The sequence below is a fragment of the Spirosoma harenae genome (assembly GCF_054776975.1).
The window spans coordinates 1-21,724 of record NZ_BAAHBD010000017.1 but is presented as its reverse complement, the minus strand read 5'-3'; the positions used below and the strand labels follow the sequence as shown (position 1 = coordinate 21,724).

Here is a 21,724-nt window from a genome sequence, read left to right as displayed (position 1 = left end):
TTTCATTTACTTTGGTAAGGTTATGAACTCGTTGACATTGTCCTTCGTAATGCGGAGTAAGCCTGTGTTGACTGACGTTGGGACATTAACGATTCCGGCCTTAGAATCGCTGGCTGACAATTTATTGGTCTGGTGGACCATATCATACAGAAATTGAGCGCCATACCACGTAAACAGTTCACGCTTCTGCCCAGCAAGCATCTGAATAACGCCTTCCCGGACAAGCTGCAAATGCTCAGGTTCCCAATCGACTGTCGTAACTTTTACTTTACCGACTCGACCCGCTTCTTTGACGGCCAGCCCAATACCGGGGCCGGAATTTGAGTCGAAACCGCACAGGCCAGCTAAATCAGGGTGGGCCGAAAGCAGATCCGATGTGATGCGAGCGGCTTCTTCTACATTCGATTTGTCATCAAATTTACCAACCACTTCAATACCCGGATAATTTTTCACGACATCCAGAAGTCCCCGAAAACCAGCTTCCATGCTGTTTAAACCCAGAATACCCATGTATGCAATTTTGCCTTTTCCACCTATCAAACGTACCATTTCTTTGCCCTGCATTTGCCCAATTTCATACCAATCGGTGCCGAGAAATGCGTGTCGTTTGGAGTTTGGAATATCCGAATCATAAACAACCGTTGGAATTCCAGCTGCTACGGCTTTGTCGATAACCGGGCCAATAGCAGGGTCGGTACCATTAATGAGTAGTCCGGTTGGGCGTGTGCCGATCACTTCTTCAATCACATTAATTTGAGCCGGTACATCCCATTCGGCAGGGCCAAGAATGGACGTTTTAACCCCTCGCTCACGACCCCAACGCAGAAACGTTGCCTCATCGTGATGGATATACATAGGCATGGTAACAGCCGTAGTTACCATTACGTATTCTTCGTCGGCGATGGATTTAGTGGAGTCGGCAATCGTAGTAAGTGCCGTGCGAGTGGTATTCTGACGAGGGGGAAGCTCGCAGGAAACAAAAGCTAGTAAGCTAAGAATCAGAAGTTTTTTCATGCCAGTGCACCCCGTTTTTGAAGCGCTTTATCGGTCCAGACGGCTGCAATCAGAATAAGACCCAGAATAATTTCCTGCCAATAACCCGATACGCGTGCCAACACCATTACGTTACTGACCAATCCCATAAAGACGGTTCCCAGCAGAGCGCCAATAATTTTACCGTGTCCGCCCGACAAACTGGCTCCCCCCAAAATTACCGCAGTTATTACGCGTAGCTCCAATCCCCGACCCGCCGTAGGCAATGCCGTTCCGAGTCGGGAGGCCAACAAAATACCGGCTATACCTGCCAGTACGGATGTTAATAGATACCCATACAACTTCATGTTCCGCACGCGAATACCTGACAAATCAGCTGCTCGCTCGTTGCCACCGATGTAATAGTATCGACGAAAAAAAACGGTTCGATTCATCAGGAAAGCGAACGTAGCCACAATTAGCAGCATATACCAGACCGGCATCTGAATGCCTAGCAACCGCGATTGACTGATGGCATTGAACCAGTACGGTAGATTCTGAATACCAGCTCCACTTACCAGCAAGGCTCCCCCACGCACAATACCCATTGTAGCCAGCGTTTGAATCATGGGATTAATACCCTGATAAGCAATCAGATAACCATTAACCAGGCCAACTACACCAGCTGCTGCCAGTGCTAAAAGCAGAGCCAGTGGGATGGGTATTCCGAGTGTAATCATGGCATAGGCGGCTACCCCGCCCGAAAACGCGACTACCGAACCAACCGATAAATCGAAAACGCCCGATACGAGCAGGAGCATCATACCGACGGCTACAATGGTGTCGATGCTCAGGTTCAGTAGCAGCTGACTCCAGTTGCCGAAAGTTGGAAACGTCTGAGGGAACATAATGGCCGCACCCATGCCAACCAGTAAAATGGTCAACGTCAGGGAATAGGTTCGTTCCTGCAAGAGTGATCGCATAGGGAGAGATGAACGATGAGTAACGAGAGATGAGCGATAAGTGATAAACGATGAGTTTAGCATAACAAATAATTCACCACTCATCACTTATCGTTCATCTCTCGTTACTATTTAAAAGGGTTGATAATTCTTGGCAGTATCGTCCAGCACCAGCACCCAATCGTGGCCGTATCCTTTTGTGGGAGGGGTAAATTGCTGCGCTTGTTGGTTATTAAATGTACCGGCTGATTGGGTTTTACCTGTGCGTGGATCGTACCACGTAGCCGTAATGCTTTTGCCCGAAATCTTGCCCGGATTAACCGTAAACGGCTTACCTACTGCCGAATACACGAAGGCAAAATCTTTACCGCGCGTAGCCTGAATCCGTTCGCCAGACGCCAGGTTGTTTTCAACGATCAGAGATTGATCGGGAACGCGATCGAGTAATGGGCGAGCTGTGATCAGCTTTCGAACGTGACGCATCTGATTGGCACCGGGCAGATCCAGCGCTTCCGGCCAGAAAATGTGCGGGCCGTTTACGGCAGGCCGTTTTGAACTGTACATCTGCCAGATGTCATGGCAACCGTAGGTATGTCCATGAGCGCCAGCGAATAGGTCCAGATACGCGTACACCCGTACGTCATACGCATTCGACGTACCTAAATCTTTGACGTTGAAACAAACCGGATGGTCTTCGTAAATCGGTTCTGCATCTATAGTTGGCCGGATTGGCTGACGGTTGTATGACACTGAAATCTGGTCATACATAGGCGTAAACCGGCAGTGGCCATTCTGGTGCATGTTGAAATCGAACCAGGGTTCGTTATTAAACCATTTCGATGAGCCGCCATCCATACCGTTTGGTTGCGGGTGATACGAAATCAGTGCTTTGTCGGCACCGCCAACGGCCTCCTGAATACCCTCGGCCATCGCCCGCCAAACCGCTACGTCCTGCGACCCATCCCGCGGATTCCGGTCGCCACCCAATATCCAAACGATGTTCTCGCGGTTTTTGTAACGATCACCCACGTAGAGACCATAAACACGGGCATTGGTTGGATTAAAAATCTCCGGACCATTACCCCAGGTGCTTTTAAACAGTTTATCCCCCCAGGTTGGCAAAAAAGCGATCACAATACCGTATTGAGCGGCTCTATCGACAATGTAATCGACATGTTTGAAATAAGCTTCATTAGGTTTGGTTGGATCGTTATCGACTAATGGCGTTTCATTATACGGATTCGGTTCTTTCAATCCGTCGAACTCAGCTAGGGCAACTGCCTGAACAACCGTAAAACCTTGCTCGGCCCGTTTTTTAAGGTATTGATCGGCTTCCTCGCGGTTCAATCGATGAAACAATTCCCAGGCGGTATCGCCCAGCCAGAAAAAAGGCGTACCATCCTGATGAACCAGATAGCGTTTATTATCGGAAACCTTCAGGCGGCCATGCGAAAAGGGCTGTTGAGCCATCGCCAGGCTTTGCCAAAGAAGCAGTGCAAACAGAAAGCTGAATTTATTCATAAAGGTTTAGGGAAGTCAGTTATTTATCGAGCCGTAATATCTTTTACCTGCTCGCGAATGTCGTCCATCTCGAAAATGCGTTGCCATCCTTCCTGGAAAAGAATCGGTTTGGCTCGTTTCGATATTTTATAAGCCGCATCGGAGAACGTACCGTTAACTTCTTTAAACAAGACCGCAATCTGGATGCGAAGGTGTCCCAGCACAAAATCGCGGGCAGCGGCTTCGGGCACGCCCAACGTAACGATACGGTCGTAGCCCTCTTTTACGACTTCCATACAGGTCTGCGCCAGCGTTTCCACCATAGCGGGTTCCAGAATCGCCATTTGCTCCAGCGTAATGCGGTGTGTTTTATCGATGGGCTGATACATATCCTGTGCTATTTTTTCACCCAACTGATAATGCGCTTCGTTACCCGACATCAAGGCGACCACAATTGATTGTTTAGCCGAAATACCGCCGTAAAAGTCCCGGAAAGCCGCTTCGGTTGGTTCCCAGTTGAAAACTGATGGGTGACACGGATGCGCAATGACATAACCCAGATCGTCGCGATGGGCGATAACACCATCGAGCGGAGCGGCAGGGTCGAGTGTAAGTACCAGTGCACCCGATTTCATTTGTGGAATGATTTGCTCCGAGAGTTTTCCAATCGCTACGTCGGGCAGAGCCAGAATCACTACGTCGGCATCGGCAACGGCGGCAGCTTCTTCACTCACCGATACACCCCGCAGCCGAAGATTTTCGATGCCTTGTGGGGCTATTTCAAGATAAGAAACGTCATAATCAGGTAACTTCAGGAAGTTATCGGTAAGGCGGCACCCCATTTTGCCGCCTGCACCCACTAACGCAATTTTAGTCATATCAGATAAGGGTTATACGCTCGTTGGTCAAATTAAATAGCTGAGTGTTTTTCAGATAATTGATGCTTTCTCTTGCCCAGACTTCTTCCTTTCGAATACTCTCGGCCAATGTTACTTCTGGCACAACCCATTGTTCCAGAATCGCTGTCTGACAGCGCCCATACGGAGCGACTTGTTCAACCAGCCAGGGAATATTCAGCATTCCCTGGCCCGCAATCCGACCATCGATCTGAAAGCCCATCAGGTGGAGAAGTCGCTGAATACCAAAATCTTTCAGGTGCAGATTGACCGTATACGGCGCTAGCGTATGGACAACTTCGGCCAAACCTTCGCCCGCTCCCATTGAGTTGACTGAGTCCAGGCAAATACCAACATTCGAGCTACCAACCCGGTCCATTATTTCAGCAAACTCAGTTGACAGCAGTCGGTCGTGATTCTCAATTCCTAACGTTATCCCTGCTTTTTCCAGAACAGGAATCGCATTTTTTAGTATGCCAACTACCTGATCAACAGTCGGTCGATACGTTCCTTTATCAATCACAAATCGTAATAAACGACTTTGCAGACGGGCACTTAATTCAATATAGTGATCAAGATGCTCGTCGGTCAGGCTGCGGGCGCCAACCTCTAGTTGCACACCTGATCGCGTCACTTCCTGTTTAAAGGCATTTAATCGCTGAGTCGATAATTCATGTAGCGGCCAGTTATCGCCAAACTGCACCAGCGAAACGCCCAACTCTTTCGCCCGACCGAGTAAAGCCAGTTCGTCCATCGGTTCCGGTGGCTGATGATTACCTGGATCGCCAATTGCCCAGCCGTAGGTGTATGTACTGATGCCTAACTGCATAGTTTACAGTGAGTTTCTCAGCGTTAGTCCGCCTTGGTTAGCTAGTTTATCGCGTCGGCGTTCGGCCAGAAGTTGCCCGGCGGTCTGGCCCATCAGGGCAAAATCAGTAGAAATAACACTGATGCCTCCCGACAGAATCTCTTTCATTGGCGTATCATCGTACGAAAGCAGGCCGACCTGCTGACCAAGTGTTAAGTCAAGCCGATGAATGTCTTTCAGAAAATCAACCAGATCGCGATCGGCAAAAATCAGGAACACCTCGCCCGGCTCTATCAGTTTACTGGAATAGGTATCGACAATACGTGTTGGGAAATTGAAATCCTGCCCGAATCGCTCAAATCCGGCTAAAAGGCTGGCAGGTACGTACTGAAACCGATCTTTCGATAAGACCAGCGTAATGCGCTGGTAACGTTTCAACCGCTCAAAAGCCGATGAAAGTGCGTCGTAAATATCCCGCTCAAAGTCCTGGTACACAGCAGAGAAATCGCCCGCAAGGTCAGGTAGATTTTGATCGAGCAAAAGCAGCTTTTCAGGCGGAATCAGCGCGATAATCTCTGATATATCCGTATCGAAATGGGGCATTACGACGTACGCACTAAATCGGCCCAGGTTGTTACGGATCAGGGTTTCGAATACCGTTGGGTTATAATGATGAAAGAATACACTCAACGTAGCATCGCCGGGTAAAGCGGCTTTAAAGGCATCGTAAAGTGTTTCTTTATAGGCATTTAGCGTATCGAAAATGACCAGTACGTTCAACGACGTACGAACATTCGTACTCGCTACATAAAAGCCTTTGCCGTGTTGCGAACGTACCACGCCCCGTTGCCGAAGGTCTTCATAGGCTTTGGCAACCGTGACTTTCGCGACCCCCTGCTTATTGGCCCACTCACTAATCGATGGTAGCTGCTGACCGAGTTCCAGAGTTCCTTGTTCAATATTCAGTAACACCGTTTCGATTAACTGCTGATACTTAGGCTGGTTGGCCGACTGATCGATGAGACTTTCCTGCATTGAGTATGAATAGTTGACAAACGAACGCTAACGTATTGTTTCTATGACTTTTCCTATAAATTCTTGCAGATAAGTCAAAAGAAATTACATTTGCTTTATAAACAACAATACAGTAGAGTACAGTATAGTTAATGACAAATGTACTGTCTTTTTGAAATAGTCAAACAAAATCATCTAAAAATCAAAAATATTCGATTCGCCCACTTTTAGTTATTCACCAATACTCTTCGATCCGATGTCACGGTTCTATCTAAAAACATGCTAAAGTTTGCGGTTATCGGCACGGGATTCTGGGCTAATTATCAGATCCCGGCCTGGCAGGAACTGCCTGGTGTTGAATTAATTGCGGTTTATAATCGAACGCTTACCAGAGCAAAAGAAATTGCCCAGCGATTTAATGTACCGAACGTCTACGATAACGTTGATCAACTTTTTGATAATCATGCTTATGAACTCGATTTTGTGGACATTATCACCGACGTCGATACGCACCCTATTTTCACGGCTAAAGCGGCCGAACGGGGCATTGATGTGATCTGTCAGAAACCGATGGGGCCAAACCTGGAAGCGGCCCGGCAAATGGCTGACACCTGCCACCGAGCGAACGTTCGCTTATACATCCATGAAAATTTTCGCTGGCAAACACCTTTGCGTCGGCTGAAAGCCATTCTGGATTCGGGAGAGATCGGTACACCTTTTAAAGCGAAAGTGAGCTTTTGTTCGGCCTTTCCGGTCTTTGATAATCAGCCGTTTCTGGCTGAACTCGATCAGTTTATTCTGACCGATATTGGCTCACATATTCTGGATGTATGTCGGTTTTTATTTGGCGAAGCCGAATGGCTTTCGTGTCAGACCATACGCGTTAACCCAGCGATTCGCGGTGAAGACGTAGCGAATGTACTGATGAAAATGCGGAGTGGTCTGAGTTGCTTTGCCGAAATGTCGTATGCTTCGTTACTCGAAAAAGAAGCCTTCCCACAAACGTTGGTGCAAGTGGAGGGTAATGCTGGCTCGGTGGTGCTTACGCATGATTTTCAGCTATGTATCACAACAAAATCAGGAACGTATCAGATAGATGCTACTCCGCCTTATTACCCCTGGGCTGATCCGGCTTATTCGATTGTCCATGCGTCAATTGTGGCCTGCAATCAGAATTTACTGGCTGATTTAGAAGGGAAAGGAGGAGCAGAAACAACCGGAGCCAATAATTTCGAGACCATCCGGCTCGTATATGCGGCTTATGATTCGGCCAAACGTAACGAAACGATTTATCTATGACGCCTTTTCTCCAACTCACTGGAATCAGTAAACAATTTCCAGGCGTAAAAGCACTGGACAACGTATCGTTTGACGTACAATCGGGCGAGATTCACGCCCTTTGTGGCGAAAATGGCGCGGGTAAAAGTACATTAATGAACATCCTAACGGGCAACCTGTCGCCTGATTCGGGTGAGTTGGTGCTACGTGGTAAACCGATTCGGTTGAGCGGTCCCGCTGAAGCAACGCGACAAGGCATTGCGATTGTGTACCAGCAGCTTAGCCTGGTCGATAGTCTATCAGTAGCTGAAAATATTTTTGCGAATCGCCAACCCCGAAACTCGCTGGGGTTAATTCGATATAAGGAATTATATGCGGCAACAGCCTCGCTGCTGAATCGCCTGAATTTAACCGATCTACAGCCGCAAATGCTGGTTGGAAATCTATCGGCTGGGCAAAAGCAAATGGTCGAAATTGCGAAGGCGTTATCGCAGGAGCCTGATTTACTGCTACTGGATGAACCCACCGCTTCACTCACCGAACGTGAAACGCAAATACTCTTTCGACTGATTACGCAACTTCGGGAATCGGGTAAAGCGATTATCTACATTTCACACCGGCTTCACGAAATTTTTGCGCTCGCCGATCAGGTATCTGTGCTGAAAGATGGACGTTATCAGGGTACATTACCCGTTCGTGATACGAATCCGACCGAACTAATCCGGCGGATGGTTGGGCGCGATGTAGTGGTTTCCCGGCAACCGTCGATGGCTACGCAGGAAGCTATTCTTGTGGTTGAAAATCTATCGGGGCCGGGTTTTACCAACGTAAGTTTTCAGTTGAACCGGGGCGAAATTCTGGGGTTGGCTGGATTGATTGGAGCGGGTCGCACTGAGATTGCGCGCGCCATTTTCGGCGCAGCTCAACCGAGTTCGGGAACCATTCGGCTACGGGGTCTGGCCGTTTTTCCAGCTCATCCGGCTGATGCAGTAGAGCTAGGCATCGGTTATTTGCCTGAGGAACGTAAAACGCTGGGATTGTTCGGCGACCAGACCATTACACAGAATATTGTTGCTATTCATTCGCCCAAAACAAGGACAGGTTTGTTCAATGCCTCAGCTAGTCAGGACATAGCCGAAGAGTATCAAAAAAGATTAGCCATTCGAACGCCGTCAGTGCGCGAATTGGTTGGGAAATTGAGTGGCGGCAATCAGCAAAAAGTAATGCTGGCGCGCTGGCTTCTGACCAGCCCTGACGTATTACTGGTTGATGAACCCACCCATGGTATGGATGTTGGCGCAAAAGCCGAAGTCTACGCGTTATTACGTCAGTTGGCCGCTGAAGGAAAAGCCATTCTACTCATTTCGAGCGAACTCCCTGAACTCTTAGCTTTATCGGACCGCATTCTAGTCATGTCCGCAGGGCAATTGACCGGCGAATTACGCGGAGATGAAGCTACCGAGGAACAGCTTATGGCGTTAGCCACTCACTAATCGCACAGGTTTATAAACCTTAACTTACTAACACAAAGGAGTGCACTATAATCAATCGATTGATTATAGTGCATACTCACCCCTACGCCGGGGTTAGCACGAAATGCGCACTACCTAATCACCAGCACACTCAGGCCGAGCTTATCTGGCTGGATTGGCTCGCCCATACTCCCTTCGAGGCTCCTTTTGTGGGCAGGGCTCCTTTTGTGGGCAGATGCTGCCTAATTCCAACAAGTTGGCTGACCACTCAAGACTTGCCACACTATATACTCCTCGACATTGCAGGAGGTATTACGGTGCATCGGTTACGGGGGCCTCCTTTCCCATGTCCTGCTATTGATTAGTGACTTCAGCAAGTTGTTGCTGAGTGCAATTTTAGTATATCCGGCAGCCTCGCGCGTACTGGATATATAAGCTATGGCTTTGGGCCAGCGCTATTCGCCAATTCATCTGTTTCCTCTTATAAAATTTTATACATCCTTGCTGGCCATTCTATTGGCCACTTCTTCTCTTATATATGCACAGGCAGGTACAGTCACTGGAGTTGTCCAATCAGACGATAAGCCAGTTTCCTATGCGTCTGTCGCCCTGATAAAAACCTCTTTTAGTACTCAGACCGATTAGCCACATTATCGGCCCGTTATTATTACGAAGACCGCTGGGGAGGGCAAACGAACTGGGAGCGGAAGTACCGAGGTGGCGACCAGGTATATGGCGAAAGCATCTTCACCAAACGCTTTGAGTTGATCGGTGGATATCAGTTGCCTACTACCCAGAAACTAACCCTGCAGTTTTCCTTCAGTACACACAATCAGAACTCCTACTACGGCACCACGCCCTACATGGCGGATCAGACCATTGCGTTTGCACAATTGCTGTGGGACAAAACAGCTGGTCATCACAGCCTGCTGTTTGGTTTACCATTCCGCTACACATACTACGACGACAACACACCGGCCACCATGGGTACAGATGGACGAAATCAGCCTGATCGCATTCGCCTTCCAGGCCTTTTTGTGCAGGATGAGATTACCATAGGCAAGGGTAAGTTGCTGCTGGGTGCACGCTACGATTATAATTCTCGGCATGGTAGCATCTTTACGCCACGAGTGGCTTATAAATATAGCCTGAACCAAACCGACGTGTTGCGGCTGAACATTGGCCGGGGATACCGGGTAGTGAACTTGTTTACCGAAGATCATGCGGCTTTGACAGGTTCCCGTGAGGTGGTGCGAGAAGCCCTACGACCTGAGCAGAGTTGGAATGCCAACCTGAACCTGGTAAAGAAAATCGTGACGGGCAACTCATTTATTGGTTTCGACGGATCACTGTTCTACACCTACTTCTCCAACCGAATTCTACTCGACTATGACACCAACCCCAACCAGATTATCTACGATACCTTACGCGGATATTCAATCTCACGGGGAGTGAATCTGGATCTGGATTTTAACTTTTCAATTCCGCTGAAGATCATTGCCGGAGGTACGTTTGCCGACAACTACTATATTGAGAATGGCGTTCGCACCCGCCAGATCCTGGCCGAGCGGCTGTCGCGGGTGGCCACAATTTCCTACGAGTTTGTCCAGGCGGGCCTTTCGATCGACTACACAGCTAATGCCTACGGCCCCCATGCGCCTACCTCTGCTGAGCGAAGATGATCCTCGACCGGAGTATTCGAGTTACCTATTCCTTGCAGAACATTCAGCTACGCAAAACATCTCGCAACGGGCTGGAAGTGTTACGATCAGGGCGCAGAGTACTTCACTGTCACACCAAAATGGACCAGGAAAGTTCTCCGCTTATCTATAGCATTTATTATCAAATTATCTATTGCTGTTGCCTATCCCTTTCTTCCACACAGTAGATAGTAGCCAACCTGATACCAATCATTATTTTTTTGGTTCGTATTGATGAAATATTAGATCTGCAAACGCTACCCAACGGGCCGCTGGTCATGATTAATTTTATCAGTTTCAAATGTCAATCAATTGCAGATCGAGACTAACCCATACTAAGCGATGGCTCTACTTTAGACCTACTATTGATTGCGCAGATAAATGCCAGCAGCCATCTGCAGACTAGCCTGCCTGTAAGGTCAGTAGTGCAATTTATTAAGCACGATTACTTTCCGATACAGAATGTAATCAATGCATATAACACATTAATAGTCAAACAATTAATGTGTTATATGACTATAAAAGGTACAAATAGTGATCAAAAACAGAAAGTTTACTAAGAGATGGTATATTTCACTCACTATCCTCTTCTTGGATTTCTTCTATATTTAGACAGTGCTTGTAACTACTTGAATCAGGAATTAACCTTTCGAATGTACCAGATAAGCTCAACGATTTCAGGTTAATTATTTTCCTGTAAGATTCAGTTTTACAGATTCTTTGAATACTATGCCCCCTTGTTTGACCATCATTAGGCTGCTACAGGTTCCATTTGTGTTTAATACAGGCTTAAAGGGAACATCGCCTGGAATGATGACATTAGTAAACTCATCAGGAACTATACCGCAACTCCAGTTGGCTGGATTATGCCAGCTCTCTCCGGCGATGCCTAGCCAGCTTGAAGAAAATTTGAGTTTTCGTACTGGGCTATAGCTAACGTTGCCGCCGATTGTAATTTGACACCTGTATTGGTAACCCGAATAGGTACTAGGCGCTGAATTGATCGTAAGCTGAACACTACTAGCTCCTGAGTAGATAGCATTATTGGAAATATTAACAAAACCTGATCCCGAATTTACCTGCCATTGATACGTAGCTCCCGAGCCCGCATCAGTAGCGCTCAAATTGATACTGGCACTCGGGCAAACCACACTGGAAGTAGTAGGTACTTTAATCGTTACAATCCGATCTCCTACTAACTTGGCTGTTTCCTGATTACCTGAATTATCGGCTGCGCGTGTGTAGAAAGAAAGCGTGGTACCTGGCTCTCCCGTTAACTGTTCGGTGGTGGTTGTAAGATTGTCTTTATAGAGCGTGAAAGGTCCATTGTTTTTGGATACGTATAGCACATAATCTTTTAGCCCCGACCCTGTTGGATCATCTTGACCTACCCAGCTAATCGTAAATACACTATCTACAAGTGTGGCCAATGCATTGATATTTGAGAATGGCGGAACCGCATCAACTGTATTAACCCATTTATTGGTTTTGATTGACTCTTCGGCATCGAAAATAATAGTGGCTTGAGCGGTTACTGTATCTCTGGTTTGGGCTGAGGATAAAGATTGTAAAGTAAAGGTAACATAACCTTCACCCTTATGACTAATGCTATCATTGACGGGTAAAAAACCCTTATTTACAGGCAAAGTGGCGGCTAAACCTGTAGCTGGGTCAATGCTCTGCAAAACCCAGAACGCTCTTCGATTCTCGATGTCCAGACCGGCTGTAATGTCCACAAAAACACCGAGGCTATCCCGCACATCCAGCCGGTTGCTATAAATGCTGGTGTTTTCTGGCACATCGAAACTAAAATTACCGAAACCAAACTCACTCAGGCGTAAGGAGGCCGGGTTCAGCTTAGGGTGAATCGGTACATAAATCGTTACTTTTTGAGCAGGTGCTGTAGCGAAATCAGGGTCATTTTCGAATAAAACTTTGTAAGGCAATGTCTGCTTGATGGATACCCATTTTAAACTATCATAGCCTGCTGGGCCGACTAATTCATTTGGGTCATAAGAAATTTGTGGAGTTACACCAACAATTGGATTTTTTAAACGATCTAGGTTAGGTTTTTCATTTTTACCATTTCCACCAGGTGGATACAAACAATCTTTAGCATTAGATGGGGCATTAAAATACTTCTGCACTGCTCCCTGTGCAATGCATCTTAGCAAGTCAGCTACACTAGCTTCCCCTTCGTTTTTCTTATGGTCGAATTGATTTATATAGTCTCTTTCAAAGTCTCTATTGTTAGGATCCTGTTTATATCTATCATTAATTCCTTTATCGTGCTCATCAACTGCATTCCTTACTTCTTTTGTACTTTCTCTTACTGAATCGTTAATCTTTTTTATCTTTTCTGCAATTTTTGTTGCTTTTTCAATCCCTTTTTCGCCTGTAACTTTTGCGATGTTTTTTATGACTTTAAGCACATTATCACCACTAATATTGAAACCTTTTGGATCATATTTGGATTCACCTGTATTATCAATATAATTGACAGGACTATTCTCAACATAATTATATCTATTTAAGCTTAAGGGAACTATTTGATCCCCCCATACATCATCCTTATTAATAAATCGACCAATTTCTGGAGAATAAAATCTATTTCTAAAATCAAACAATTTTGTTAAAGAGTCAAAAAGTCGTCCTGTATAAAGGACTGAATTATCTACAGTTGAATTTTGAAGGATAAGATTTCCATAAACATCGTAATTATATTGACTAGAAATTAGAGCATTCTGATTTGATATTTCAACTATACTATTCAATCCGTCTTTATGATAAAAATAGTTGTTGCCATCGATTTGGATACTTAGCCAACTATCCATTCCAATACTGGTAGTATACAAGCTTTGTGTTGTGTTATCTATGCTTAATTCACCTAGCATATTATCACCATCATATATCATACGAGTGATGACAGACAGTGTATCCTGCTTTTCAATCTTATCACCAAACGGATCGTACTTATATTGAACTTTGCGTTGAGGTTTTATCATAACCTCAGATAAGCGATTTTCACCATCATATTTATATGTTCTCTGACTGCTATCGTTTTGACCAATAGTATTGCCATTAATATCAATTGTGAAACTACGAGGGCCTGCCGTTTGAATTTGGTCCGCAGCATTATAGGTGTAATTGGTTGCTACACCATTTTTTGTACGCTGGGTACGATTACCTGTTCCATCAATGGTGAAATTTTCTGTATTTCCATCAGAATAAGCGACGTTAACTAGTCGGTATGCAGCATCGTAGGTATAGGTATTCATTCCTCGCTTATCCTGCATGGTTTTGCGGTTGCCATACTGGTCGAACGTGTAATAGAAAAAAGAGATTTTTTCAGTGCTGTTTTTCCAGTTAATCAGGCTGTCCAAACGCCCTGCTAAATCGTAATGATAGGTTGAAAAAGTTCCGTTGCCATTTGTCTGTTTTTTTATTCGGCCACCCGCATCGTAGTCAAATGTTGTTGTCAGATTGGCTGGATTCGTCAGTTTGATTAATCGGTTATTGCTATCATAACTGTAGGTCGTTAGTCCTCCATCATGGTTCGTCATCGTTTTGCGGTTTCCTATAGCATCGTATGTATAGGCTAACGACTTGTTCCATGTTAAAATATTCTTTTTGAGCAGTCGGTTCAGGTCATCATACTCAAAGTTGTAGGCAATATTTTTGTTATAGGCACTAACCAGGTTACCCACCTCATCGTAGCTATACTTATCTGTATCCTCGTTATAACTTTTCTCAATCAATCGATTTAGCCCGTCATATTTATAATTCACGACATTGCCATTGGGGTCGCTACGCTTGCTCAGATTCCCATTCACATCGTAACTATACCCGACACTATGACCCAGCGGGTCGGTTTCTTTGATAAGCTGACTATTCTTATCATAGGTATACTTCGTGATGTGACCGTTCGCATCGGTCATTTTCAGCAGATTCCCCAATCCATCATAGTCGTAGGACCAGGTGCCTACGGGGAGTTTAACTCGAATCAGTCGGTTCAAACCATCATAACTATACTCTTTACTATTGCCGTTAGGGTCTATCTCTTTAAGTACATTACCGACTGCATCGTAATCATAACTGACTGTGTGGCCTTGGGCATCTTTCACCGTCTTAGTGCGATTGAGCAGATCATACGTCATTTCCAGTGTAGTCCCATTGGCATCCGTTATTCTGCTCACATTACAGCAGTTACCATTATACTGGAACTGAATATTGCCAATTGGAAGCTGTATTTTGGTCAGATCACCATCGGCATTATACTGATAACTCGTCGTTCCATTATTCGCATTGGTTGATGTTAAGCGTCGGCCTGCATTGTCATAAGTAAAGGCGCTGGTTAGCCCACCGGGTTGTACAATACCGGTCAGATTACCTTTGACATCATAGTTGAGGGTGGTCATACGCCCTTTTGCATCTTTCAGGCTGTTGAGATTGTTAAAAACAGACTCATAGCCATATTCCGTTGCATTACCTGTCGGATCGATAAGCGTGATTAGATTTCCTTTTTCATCATAGGTAAACCGGCTCACTGTCCCATTAAAGTCCTTCTGTGTTATCAGGTTGTTCCGGTTATCATAGGTAAATTCGGCTTTATTGCCATTCGGATCAGTTAGCATGGAAAGCCGGCCAGCCGTATCGAACCCGTAACTGATAACTGAATTACCGGATTCAGTTTTTTGACTTACAAAGCTCTTCCGTTCCGTATCCAGAAAGGTGAAGCGTTGTTCCGTATTACAGGACGTAATTTGCTTGACTCGACCTCCAGTGCCCACGTAGTAGATCACGACCGGATTATTATTTTCATCTCCTAGTCGCACCAGGTAATGATTCGAATACACAAAACTCTTTCGACCTTGCAGGGGGTCGGTGACCGCAATCAGTTCTTTCGAGCTACTATATGAATAGGTAAACTTTTTAGAAGGGTCCGTCCCATTAACTGCCTGGGTCAACAGACCGTTGGTCCAGGTCAGGAGGAGGAAACGCCCAGACGAGTTCGTTATTTTGATCGGATTTCCGTTGGTATAGTCAATCGTAATAAAGTTGCCATTAACGTCCTGAATGCGCGTTAGCTTTCTATGGGTAGCATCACCAAAAATACGCTGTTCACCATTTTTTGCGGTTAATATAAATTGGTTACCATTTTTGGTTAAGGTTTCATAAACACCAGCTGGCGCCTGATATCTACCCGATCGCAATAGAAACGTATCTTTTCGGGCATCGGCTCTCTGAATAAAGACTGTATCACCTAATGCTCTATACGAAATATGATAGTAAAATGACCATCCTCGACCGTAACCTTCGTTCAATGTATCCTGGGCAGAGTTATAATAAAACGTCTGATAAATGCGGTACCCTGTACCTCGAAGGCTTTGCTCGTTCCGTTGATAAAAAAGATTACCCGTGTAGCTGTTTACGGATAGGCCCTGAGGCCCCGGAATGTTGGGACGGGGAATAACCTGAGCCCTGACCGATAGGGCTAGCAGGAAGTATAGCCAAAGAAAGAGTAGTCTGGTTTTCATCGGGTGTGGGTTTATTGGGTAATGGTATATAGTAATGGACCAGGCTGGGTGACAATTGCTTTCGAGTAAATAGTAATGAAACCCGACGAGCCCGCTCGCAAAATGTCTGGTGGTCCATCTTTTTCAGTCAGCTCAAGAACTAGTTCGGAAAGAGACTTATTAAACTCAGGGGAAAAATTGATGGGAGCCCCCGACAGACTTAGGAATATTCTGGATTGAGCCGGAATATCTACGTTGCCTCCATTCGTATAGGTGACACTCATTTTAAAAACTGCGTTTCGTCTCGCAACGGCCGGGTGCACAATGACCAAATCGATATTTTCATCAAAACCGATATTCTGAATCGTACACGTAAATAATTGTAGAGCCCCATCAACGCCACCTGGTGTACCGGAGATAATGGTAAAGCTATTAGGTAACTGGGCAGATACACCACCTGCTTTTGTTACGTTAACAGTATAGTTGCCCAAAACAGCACCCGCTAAATTGAATGTAGCAAAGAGTTTGGATGGGTCACTAAAATAGACGTTGGTTGCTGTATAGGTTTGAGAACCGATCAGGGTAACCGTCATGCCAGATTCAAATTTAGCTCCGGTAAGTTTAATGGTTACTAGACCTGTATTCCCACCTTTGTTGGCATCGACCGTCGATATTCGGAAGGGAATTATATTGGCCAATAAGGTAATCGGCTGGCTGGCGCTGGATGTATTCGTACCTAAGGCCATCAGGTAATACGTTCCTGCCTGTAAGGCGGGTATAATAATCTGCTGATTAGCCTTGAAAGCCGCTAAACCGACATACGTATATTGGTTAGCTGTAGGGACACTATCTTTCCGAATAAACAATCGATTGATGGCATTATTGAGCGAGTCACCTTTTAACGTGAGGGATAAGGTTTCTCCGGCTAATCCCTCCGGGATCACTAGGCGATAGTAGAGTGTAACATCCTGTCCCAGGGTTGTTGCTGTCAACACATTCAGGGGTAACTCTCGGACATTAATGATGAGTTTTCCAGTCGATATGGTCTGATTATTAGCTTCGTTCTGCTCAATGATATTGTTGAGTATATCGGTCTTGACGATTACATAATATTCTCCAACAGCCAGGTTTGCCAAGGGCTTTTCCAGGGATCGTGTTTCAGAAGCTTGCGAGGCTAGATAGGTCGTTTTATCTACGGTACCAAATAGGATGTCTCCTGCATCGAGTATAGCATCTTTCGATAAATAAACGGCCTCCCGTAAGTAACCATTCACGGGATTGGCCCCTATATTGGTTAATTGCCAACTAATAGTCGCTGAACTGCCAGCATATTGTTCCGTCAGAGGAAGATCGATGTGCGATACGGTTAAATCGCTGGGCAGTTGTGGGTTAATAAAGATATTGGCAAAGGCAACGTTGTTTTCCTCGTTGTTTCGCTCATAGACATTGTTATAGGCATCTGTCTTGACAAGTAAGACATAGTTTCCTAATACGTTTGAAGGGATAAACACCTGTTCGGTTACTACATAGGATGCTCCAGGGGCTAACGTACTCGTATGGGCAAACGTGCCCAATACAATGTCGGTAGCAGCCTGTGGTTGAGTACCTGTCGCTAAAATCACCTGATCATACCAGTAACTGGATGCTGTAGGACTGGTACCCGTATTTTTTACCGTAAACGTAATATTAATGGGTTGTGAGAGTGTTCCTTGAGTTGGGCTGACTAGTGATAGTGGAACCAGATCTGCTGGTGGCGGAACTGTAACGGTTATCGATTGGCCATTATTAAGCGGTAGCACATTGTTTTCCCGGTGATCATCTTGGTTATGATTATCTTTATCGACGTTGACCAGTAAGTAGAGTGTACCGGAAGCTTCATTAGGAAGAACAATTGTTTGTGTTTTTGTATAGGTTCCTCCAGCGGCTAGCGGCCTGTCGTTATAAACTGGCGCCAACAACACATCACTGGCGTCGAGAATCGGATTAGTGCTTAAATAGATACCGTCATACCAATAAGGCGTAATCGTAGACGATGAACTATTATTTTTAACCGTCCACTGTACTGTCAGCGTCCCCCCTGCAATAGCCGAACCACTTAGAATAGTCCCTGTTGTGGCTGCTAAATCAATAGCAGGTAAAAATGATATAGCAGTGGATGTTGATGCCACCGTTGTGTTATTGGCTTCACCAGTACTCTCAAAAATTTGATTATTGAAATCGGTCTTTATTACTACATAATAACGCCCTGGCAATAAATCAGCCGGGAGTGCAACCGATGCGGCCTGAGTAAAGGACTGACCACTGGCCAACGACCGGCTCTGAAAAGTATTACCTACATATATCAACGTAGCATCATTGACTATGCTGGTTGGAGATAGGTATATGTAGTCAAACCAGTTTTTTTGATCAATCGTACCGGCTCCTGTGTTCTTAATCGTATATTGTAATGTAAGCGCTGTGCCTACCGTATCAGTAGCAGGAACAGCTATCGTTGTAGTTTGCAAATCTGGCCAAGGAGCCAGTGTGATCGTGATGGGTACGGCCTGACTATTATTATCTTCATGCTTTTCCAAAACATTATTATCGGCATCACTTACCAATAAAAGGTAATAGTTGCCAGAAACGCCAACGGGTATTGTAGCTGTGGTCTGCCGAGTATATTCATTACCTGCGGATAGGAGTTGGTTTAAGGTACTACTAGCTAGTACGATATCAATACCAGGTTCATATGTAGAATTTGCCGATAAGTAAACACGGTCAGTCCAATTTCGATCATATAAACTTCCCTGTCCGATATTTTTGACTCGCCACTGAAGGGTAATCGTTTGCTCGGAAATGGCGTTTGCTGGGGTCGTTAGCTGAACAGGTGATAAATCGGGATTCTGGACATGGATAACAGCAGAAGGTGCTGATAAATTGTCGTTTTCATTCTCGTTTTCAAAAACCAGATTACCTACATCAGTTTGTACGAACAGATAATAATTTCCTTCCGCCAGATTATAAGGTAATATCCCTATTTGTTGCGTAGTGCTGGACCCAAGTGATGGTATCGACTCAGAACGTGTTAAGGCTAAAATACTAATGTCATCATAGATACTAAAAGTTGTATCCGCTGATACATATACCTGCTCTACCCATGATGGTTGTGCTTGAAACGCGCCCGAATTCTTCGTATCCCACTGGATCGTAATGGGCTGATTATTGCTAACTGCTGTAGTGCTCACCAGTAGATTACTAACAGTCAAATTAGGCGTTGGCCGTTGTATGACATTCAGGGCAAGGCTATTTCGACTATTATTCTCTTCCTTGTTATATTCGTAAACTTGACCATACTGGTCTGTAAGTACGTGAATGTAATAGGTACCACTGATGCGAGCAGGTAATTTTACTTTTGTGTTAACTGTATATTCGCTATTAGCAGTTAGAGGTTGACTGCGTTGTGTACTGAACAGATAGGCATCAGAACTCACATTCATCGGTTCATGTGAGCTTATGGATATGTAATCGTACCAAAAAGGGTTTGTCGTTGGCCCATCACCTGCATTTTTTACCGTGTAACTAATCGAAACCGAATCCTCCGAAAATACATTGAGAGGGTTGACTACCACATTGGTAACTTGTAAGTCAGCGGGAGGGGCAAGCGCAATTGTGATTGGTTGACTCACACGTTCATTATTGGCTCCATTTACCTCTTTCAGATAGGCATAAGAATTGGACCTGACAATAACATAATAAGTCCCCAGAGCACCTTGCGGAATCCGAAAACTAAGATTCGTTGCCAGATAAGATTGACCTGCATCAAGAGCACTAAGATTTGGAATACTTCCGATAAAATAGTTTTCGTATCCGGCATTCAGTACAGGCTGATCACATAAATAAACCAGATCTGTCCAGCCTTGATTTAATGTCGAGCCTGCACCCTGATTGGTTACTTTCCAGTTAATAATCAGATCGGTCTCGGAAGTAGCGGTAGCCGGTACATTTATTTGTTCAACGACTAAATCAGGCAAGGAGCGGGTGGTAAATGTTTGTATAAGGGATTCGGTTCGACAGCTTATTCTACGAGCCACTACCTTCCATTTGTAGGAGATACCATAGTCTAGAGTGGGTGTATAAGAAATCTGCGCTAGGTTACTGGCTATGGGCTGACTTGGTTCGGTATCTGTAGATTTCCAGATATACAGGTCATAAGATGTTGCACTATCAACAGCTCCCCATGTAAACGGAGCAACGGCATCGACATTAACGACCTGGTTAAATGGAGTAAGATTAAGCGGGGCACCAATCGCTGAAAGATGCTGGATACCAGTCCTAGTAGTATCATTGAGTCGAAGAGTATCGCTAACCAGTGAAGTAAAAGCACTAATGGTAAAGGAGGTTAGTGCTGACAAGTCTGCTCGCTGGATAAACGTGTATGCTTTAGTCTGTCCTGGTAACAAAGGACTATCCGTAACCAATTCTGTTATGACTGGCCCTGTCCCGATTCGATAGGATACCGGAAAACCTGACAGGCTTACATTCCCGTAATTACGTATCTGCACCCGAACACTGTCTGCTATTGTATGATTGCAATCTGTAATAGGTGTCAATAGCGCACTAACCCCAATGTCTCGGATCTGGCCATTCTGGGGTTGTTGAGTATACGGATTGATTTTTACCCGGTCTGATACTTTATTACCCGTTCCAAAAGCGTTTAGGGCTGGGTGATAAGGCCCCGAAGGTGTTCCCCAGTAACAATTGCGGGCATCAACAGTATCGACAATGGCGGTGCTTACGTTATTAATGCCAAAGTCCGTATTCGAATAAATATTACATCGATTGAAAATGGGACGACCACTTACAACATGAATACCTACTTTATTGTGAACGAAACTGGAGCCGGAAATGATTGAAGTCCCAACATTGGTGCATCTAACACCAGTACTTAACGCATTAGAAACCGTAATGTTCGCTATGGAAAAACTAGCTGATTCAAGTACCAGAGCCGCGTTTCCATCCGCTGTTCCCAACTTGTCCATTCTTACGAAATTTAGAATGGAGTTGGTACTGGTTGCACTTAAATAGACCCGACCATAATAAACATTCGCTGTCGTATCCTGCTGCCTGGTCAATAGGATTGGAGCGGCTTCTGTCCCAATGGCCCGTAATGTACCCTCTACATACAAATCGCCAGACTGCCACCCAAAATCAACCAATGACCCGGCCCCAATAGACAAGGTATAGTTTTGCTGAATGTGCACCTGCCCTGTAAGCAGATAAAAGGAATTGAGTCCTGGATAAGGCCACGAAACATTTGAAGCAACACTACCTCCATTTAAGATAATTTTAGCGTTTTGATTATTAGATATTCCACTACAGGCACCCGGATATGCATTAATAGCAATTTCATTGTTCTGGAATTTGTTATTCTGAATAACTGGTGAAATAACAGAAGGCCCAATGAGAATTGCCAATTGCTCGGAATTTCGAATGGTAGAGTTTTTAATGGTACAATTAGAAGCAATATAAACAGCTCTTCCCGAGCTACTCACGTCGCCCATCTGATCAATCGAGACATACTGCAAGATCGAACTACTGCTTTCAGAGTTAAAATAAATGGTTCCTCC

General features: G+C 45.2%; 10 protein-coding genes and 1 pseudogene. 3 read left to right on the top strand and 8 right to left on the bottom strand.

Annotated elements, in window-relative coordinates:
• Positions 1 to 6: 6 nt before the first annotated feature.
• From ACYVE4_RS21430 to ACYVE4_RS21405, 6 genes are all read right to left on the bottom strand, one after another.
• Positions 7 to 1,014 (bottom strand): substrate-binding domain-containing protein, encoded by a 1,008-nt coding sequence (locus ACYVE4_RS21430; RefSeq protein ID WP_461042283.1) that lies wholly within the window; start codon positions 1,012 to 1,014, stop codon positions 7 to 9.
• A complete protein-coding gene (locus tag ACYVE4_RS21425) occupies positions 1,011 to 1,955 on the bottom strand; it encodes an ABC transporter permease (protein ID WP_461042282.1) in 945 nt (314 codons plus the stop codon). The genes ACYVE4_RS21430 and ACYVE4_RS21425 overlap by 4 nt, the downstream gene beginning before the upstream one ends.
• Positions 1,956 to 2,066: 111 nt before the next feature.
• Entirely contained in the window at positions 2,067 to 3,455 is a 1,389-nt protein-coding gene (locus ACYVE4_RS21420; protein WP_461042281.1) for a glycoside hydrolase family 140 protein, read from the bottom strand.
• A 23-nt stretch (positions 3,456 to 3,478) separates the two neighbouring features.
• Positions 3,479 to 4,312, bottom strand: a complete 834-nt coding sequence (locus ACYVE4_RS21415) for a phosphogluconate dehydrogenase C-terminal domain-containing protein (protein ID WP_461042280.1) — start codon at positions 4,310 to 4,312, stop codon at positions 3,479 to 3,481.
• A gap of 1 nt (position 4,313) precedes the next feature.
• Positions 4,314 to 5,159 carry a sugar phosphate isomerase/epimerase family protein gene (locus ACYVE4_RS21410; protein ID WP_461042279.1) on the bottom strand — a complete coding sequence of 282 codons (846 nt, stop codon included), beginning with the start codon at positions 5,157 to 5,159 and terminating at the stop codon, positions 4,314 to 4,316.
• Between the two features lie 3 nt (positions 5,160 to 5,162).
• Positions 5,163 to 6,173 carry a GntR family transcriptional regulator gene (locus ACYVE4_RS21405; RefSeq protein WP_461042278.1) on the bottom strand — a complete coding sequence of 337 codons (1,011 nt, stop codon included), beginning with the start codon at positions 6,171 to 6,173 and terminating at the stop codon, positions 5,163 to 5,165.
• 258 nt (positions 6,174 to 6,431) lie between these two features.
• Here ACYVE4_RS21405 and ACYVE4_RS21400 point away from each other — a divergent pair, with 258 nt between their 5' ends.
• The 3 genes and pseudogenes from ACYVE4_RS21400 to ACYVE4_RS21390 form a co-directional block, all read left to right on the top strand.
• Positions 6,432 to 7,451 (top strand): Gfo/Idh/MocA family protein, encoded by a 1,020-nt coding sequence (locus ACYVE4_RS21400; protein WP_461042277.1) that lies wholly within the window; start codon positions 6,432 to 6,434, stop codon positions 7,449 to 7,451.
• Positions 7,448 to 8,923: a sugar ABC transporter ATP-binding protein gene (locus tag ACYVE4_RS21395; protein WP_461042276.1), complete on the top strand. Its 1,476-nt coding sequence runs from the start codon at positions 7,448 to 7,450 to the stop codon at positions 8,921 to 8,923. The genes ACYVE4_RS21400 and ACYVE4_RS21395 overlap by 4 nt, the downstream gene beginning before the upstream one ends.
• 698 nt (positions 8,924 to 9,621) lie before the next feature.
• A pseudogene (locus tag ACYVE4_RS21390) lies at positions 9,622 to 10,584 on the top strand (TonB-dependent receptor plug domain-containing protein); the annotation flags it as partial.
• Positions 10,585 to 11,288: 704 nt separating this feature from the next.
• Here ACYVE4_RS21390 and ACYVE4_RS21385 read toward each other — a convergent pair.
• Both ACYVE4_RS21385 and ACYVE4_RS21380 read right to left on the bottom strand, forming a co-directional pair.
• Positions 11,289 to 16,139 (bottom strand): RHS repeat-associated core domain-containing protein, encoded by a 4,851-nt coding sequence (locus ACYVE4_RS21385; RefSeq protein ID WP_461042275.1) that lies wholly within the window; start codon positions 16,137 to 16,139, stop codon positions 11,289 to 11,291.
• 11 nt (positions 16,140 to 16,150) lie between these two features.
• Complete coding sequence (locus tag ACYVE4_RS21380) at positions 16,151 to 21,682, bottom strand: CARDB domain-containing protein (protein ID WP_461042274.1); 5,532 nt, start codon at positions 21,680 to 21,682, stop codon at positions 16,151 to 16,153.
• Between the last annotated feature and the right edge of the window lie 42 nt (positions 21,683 to 21,724).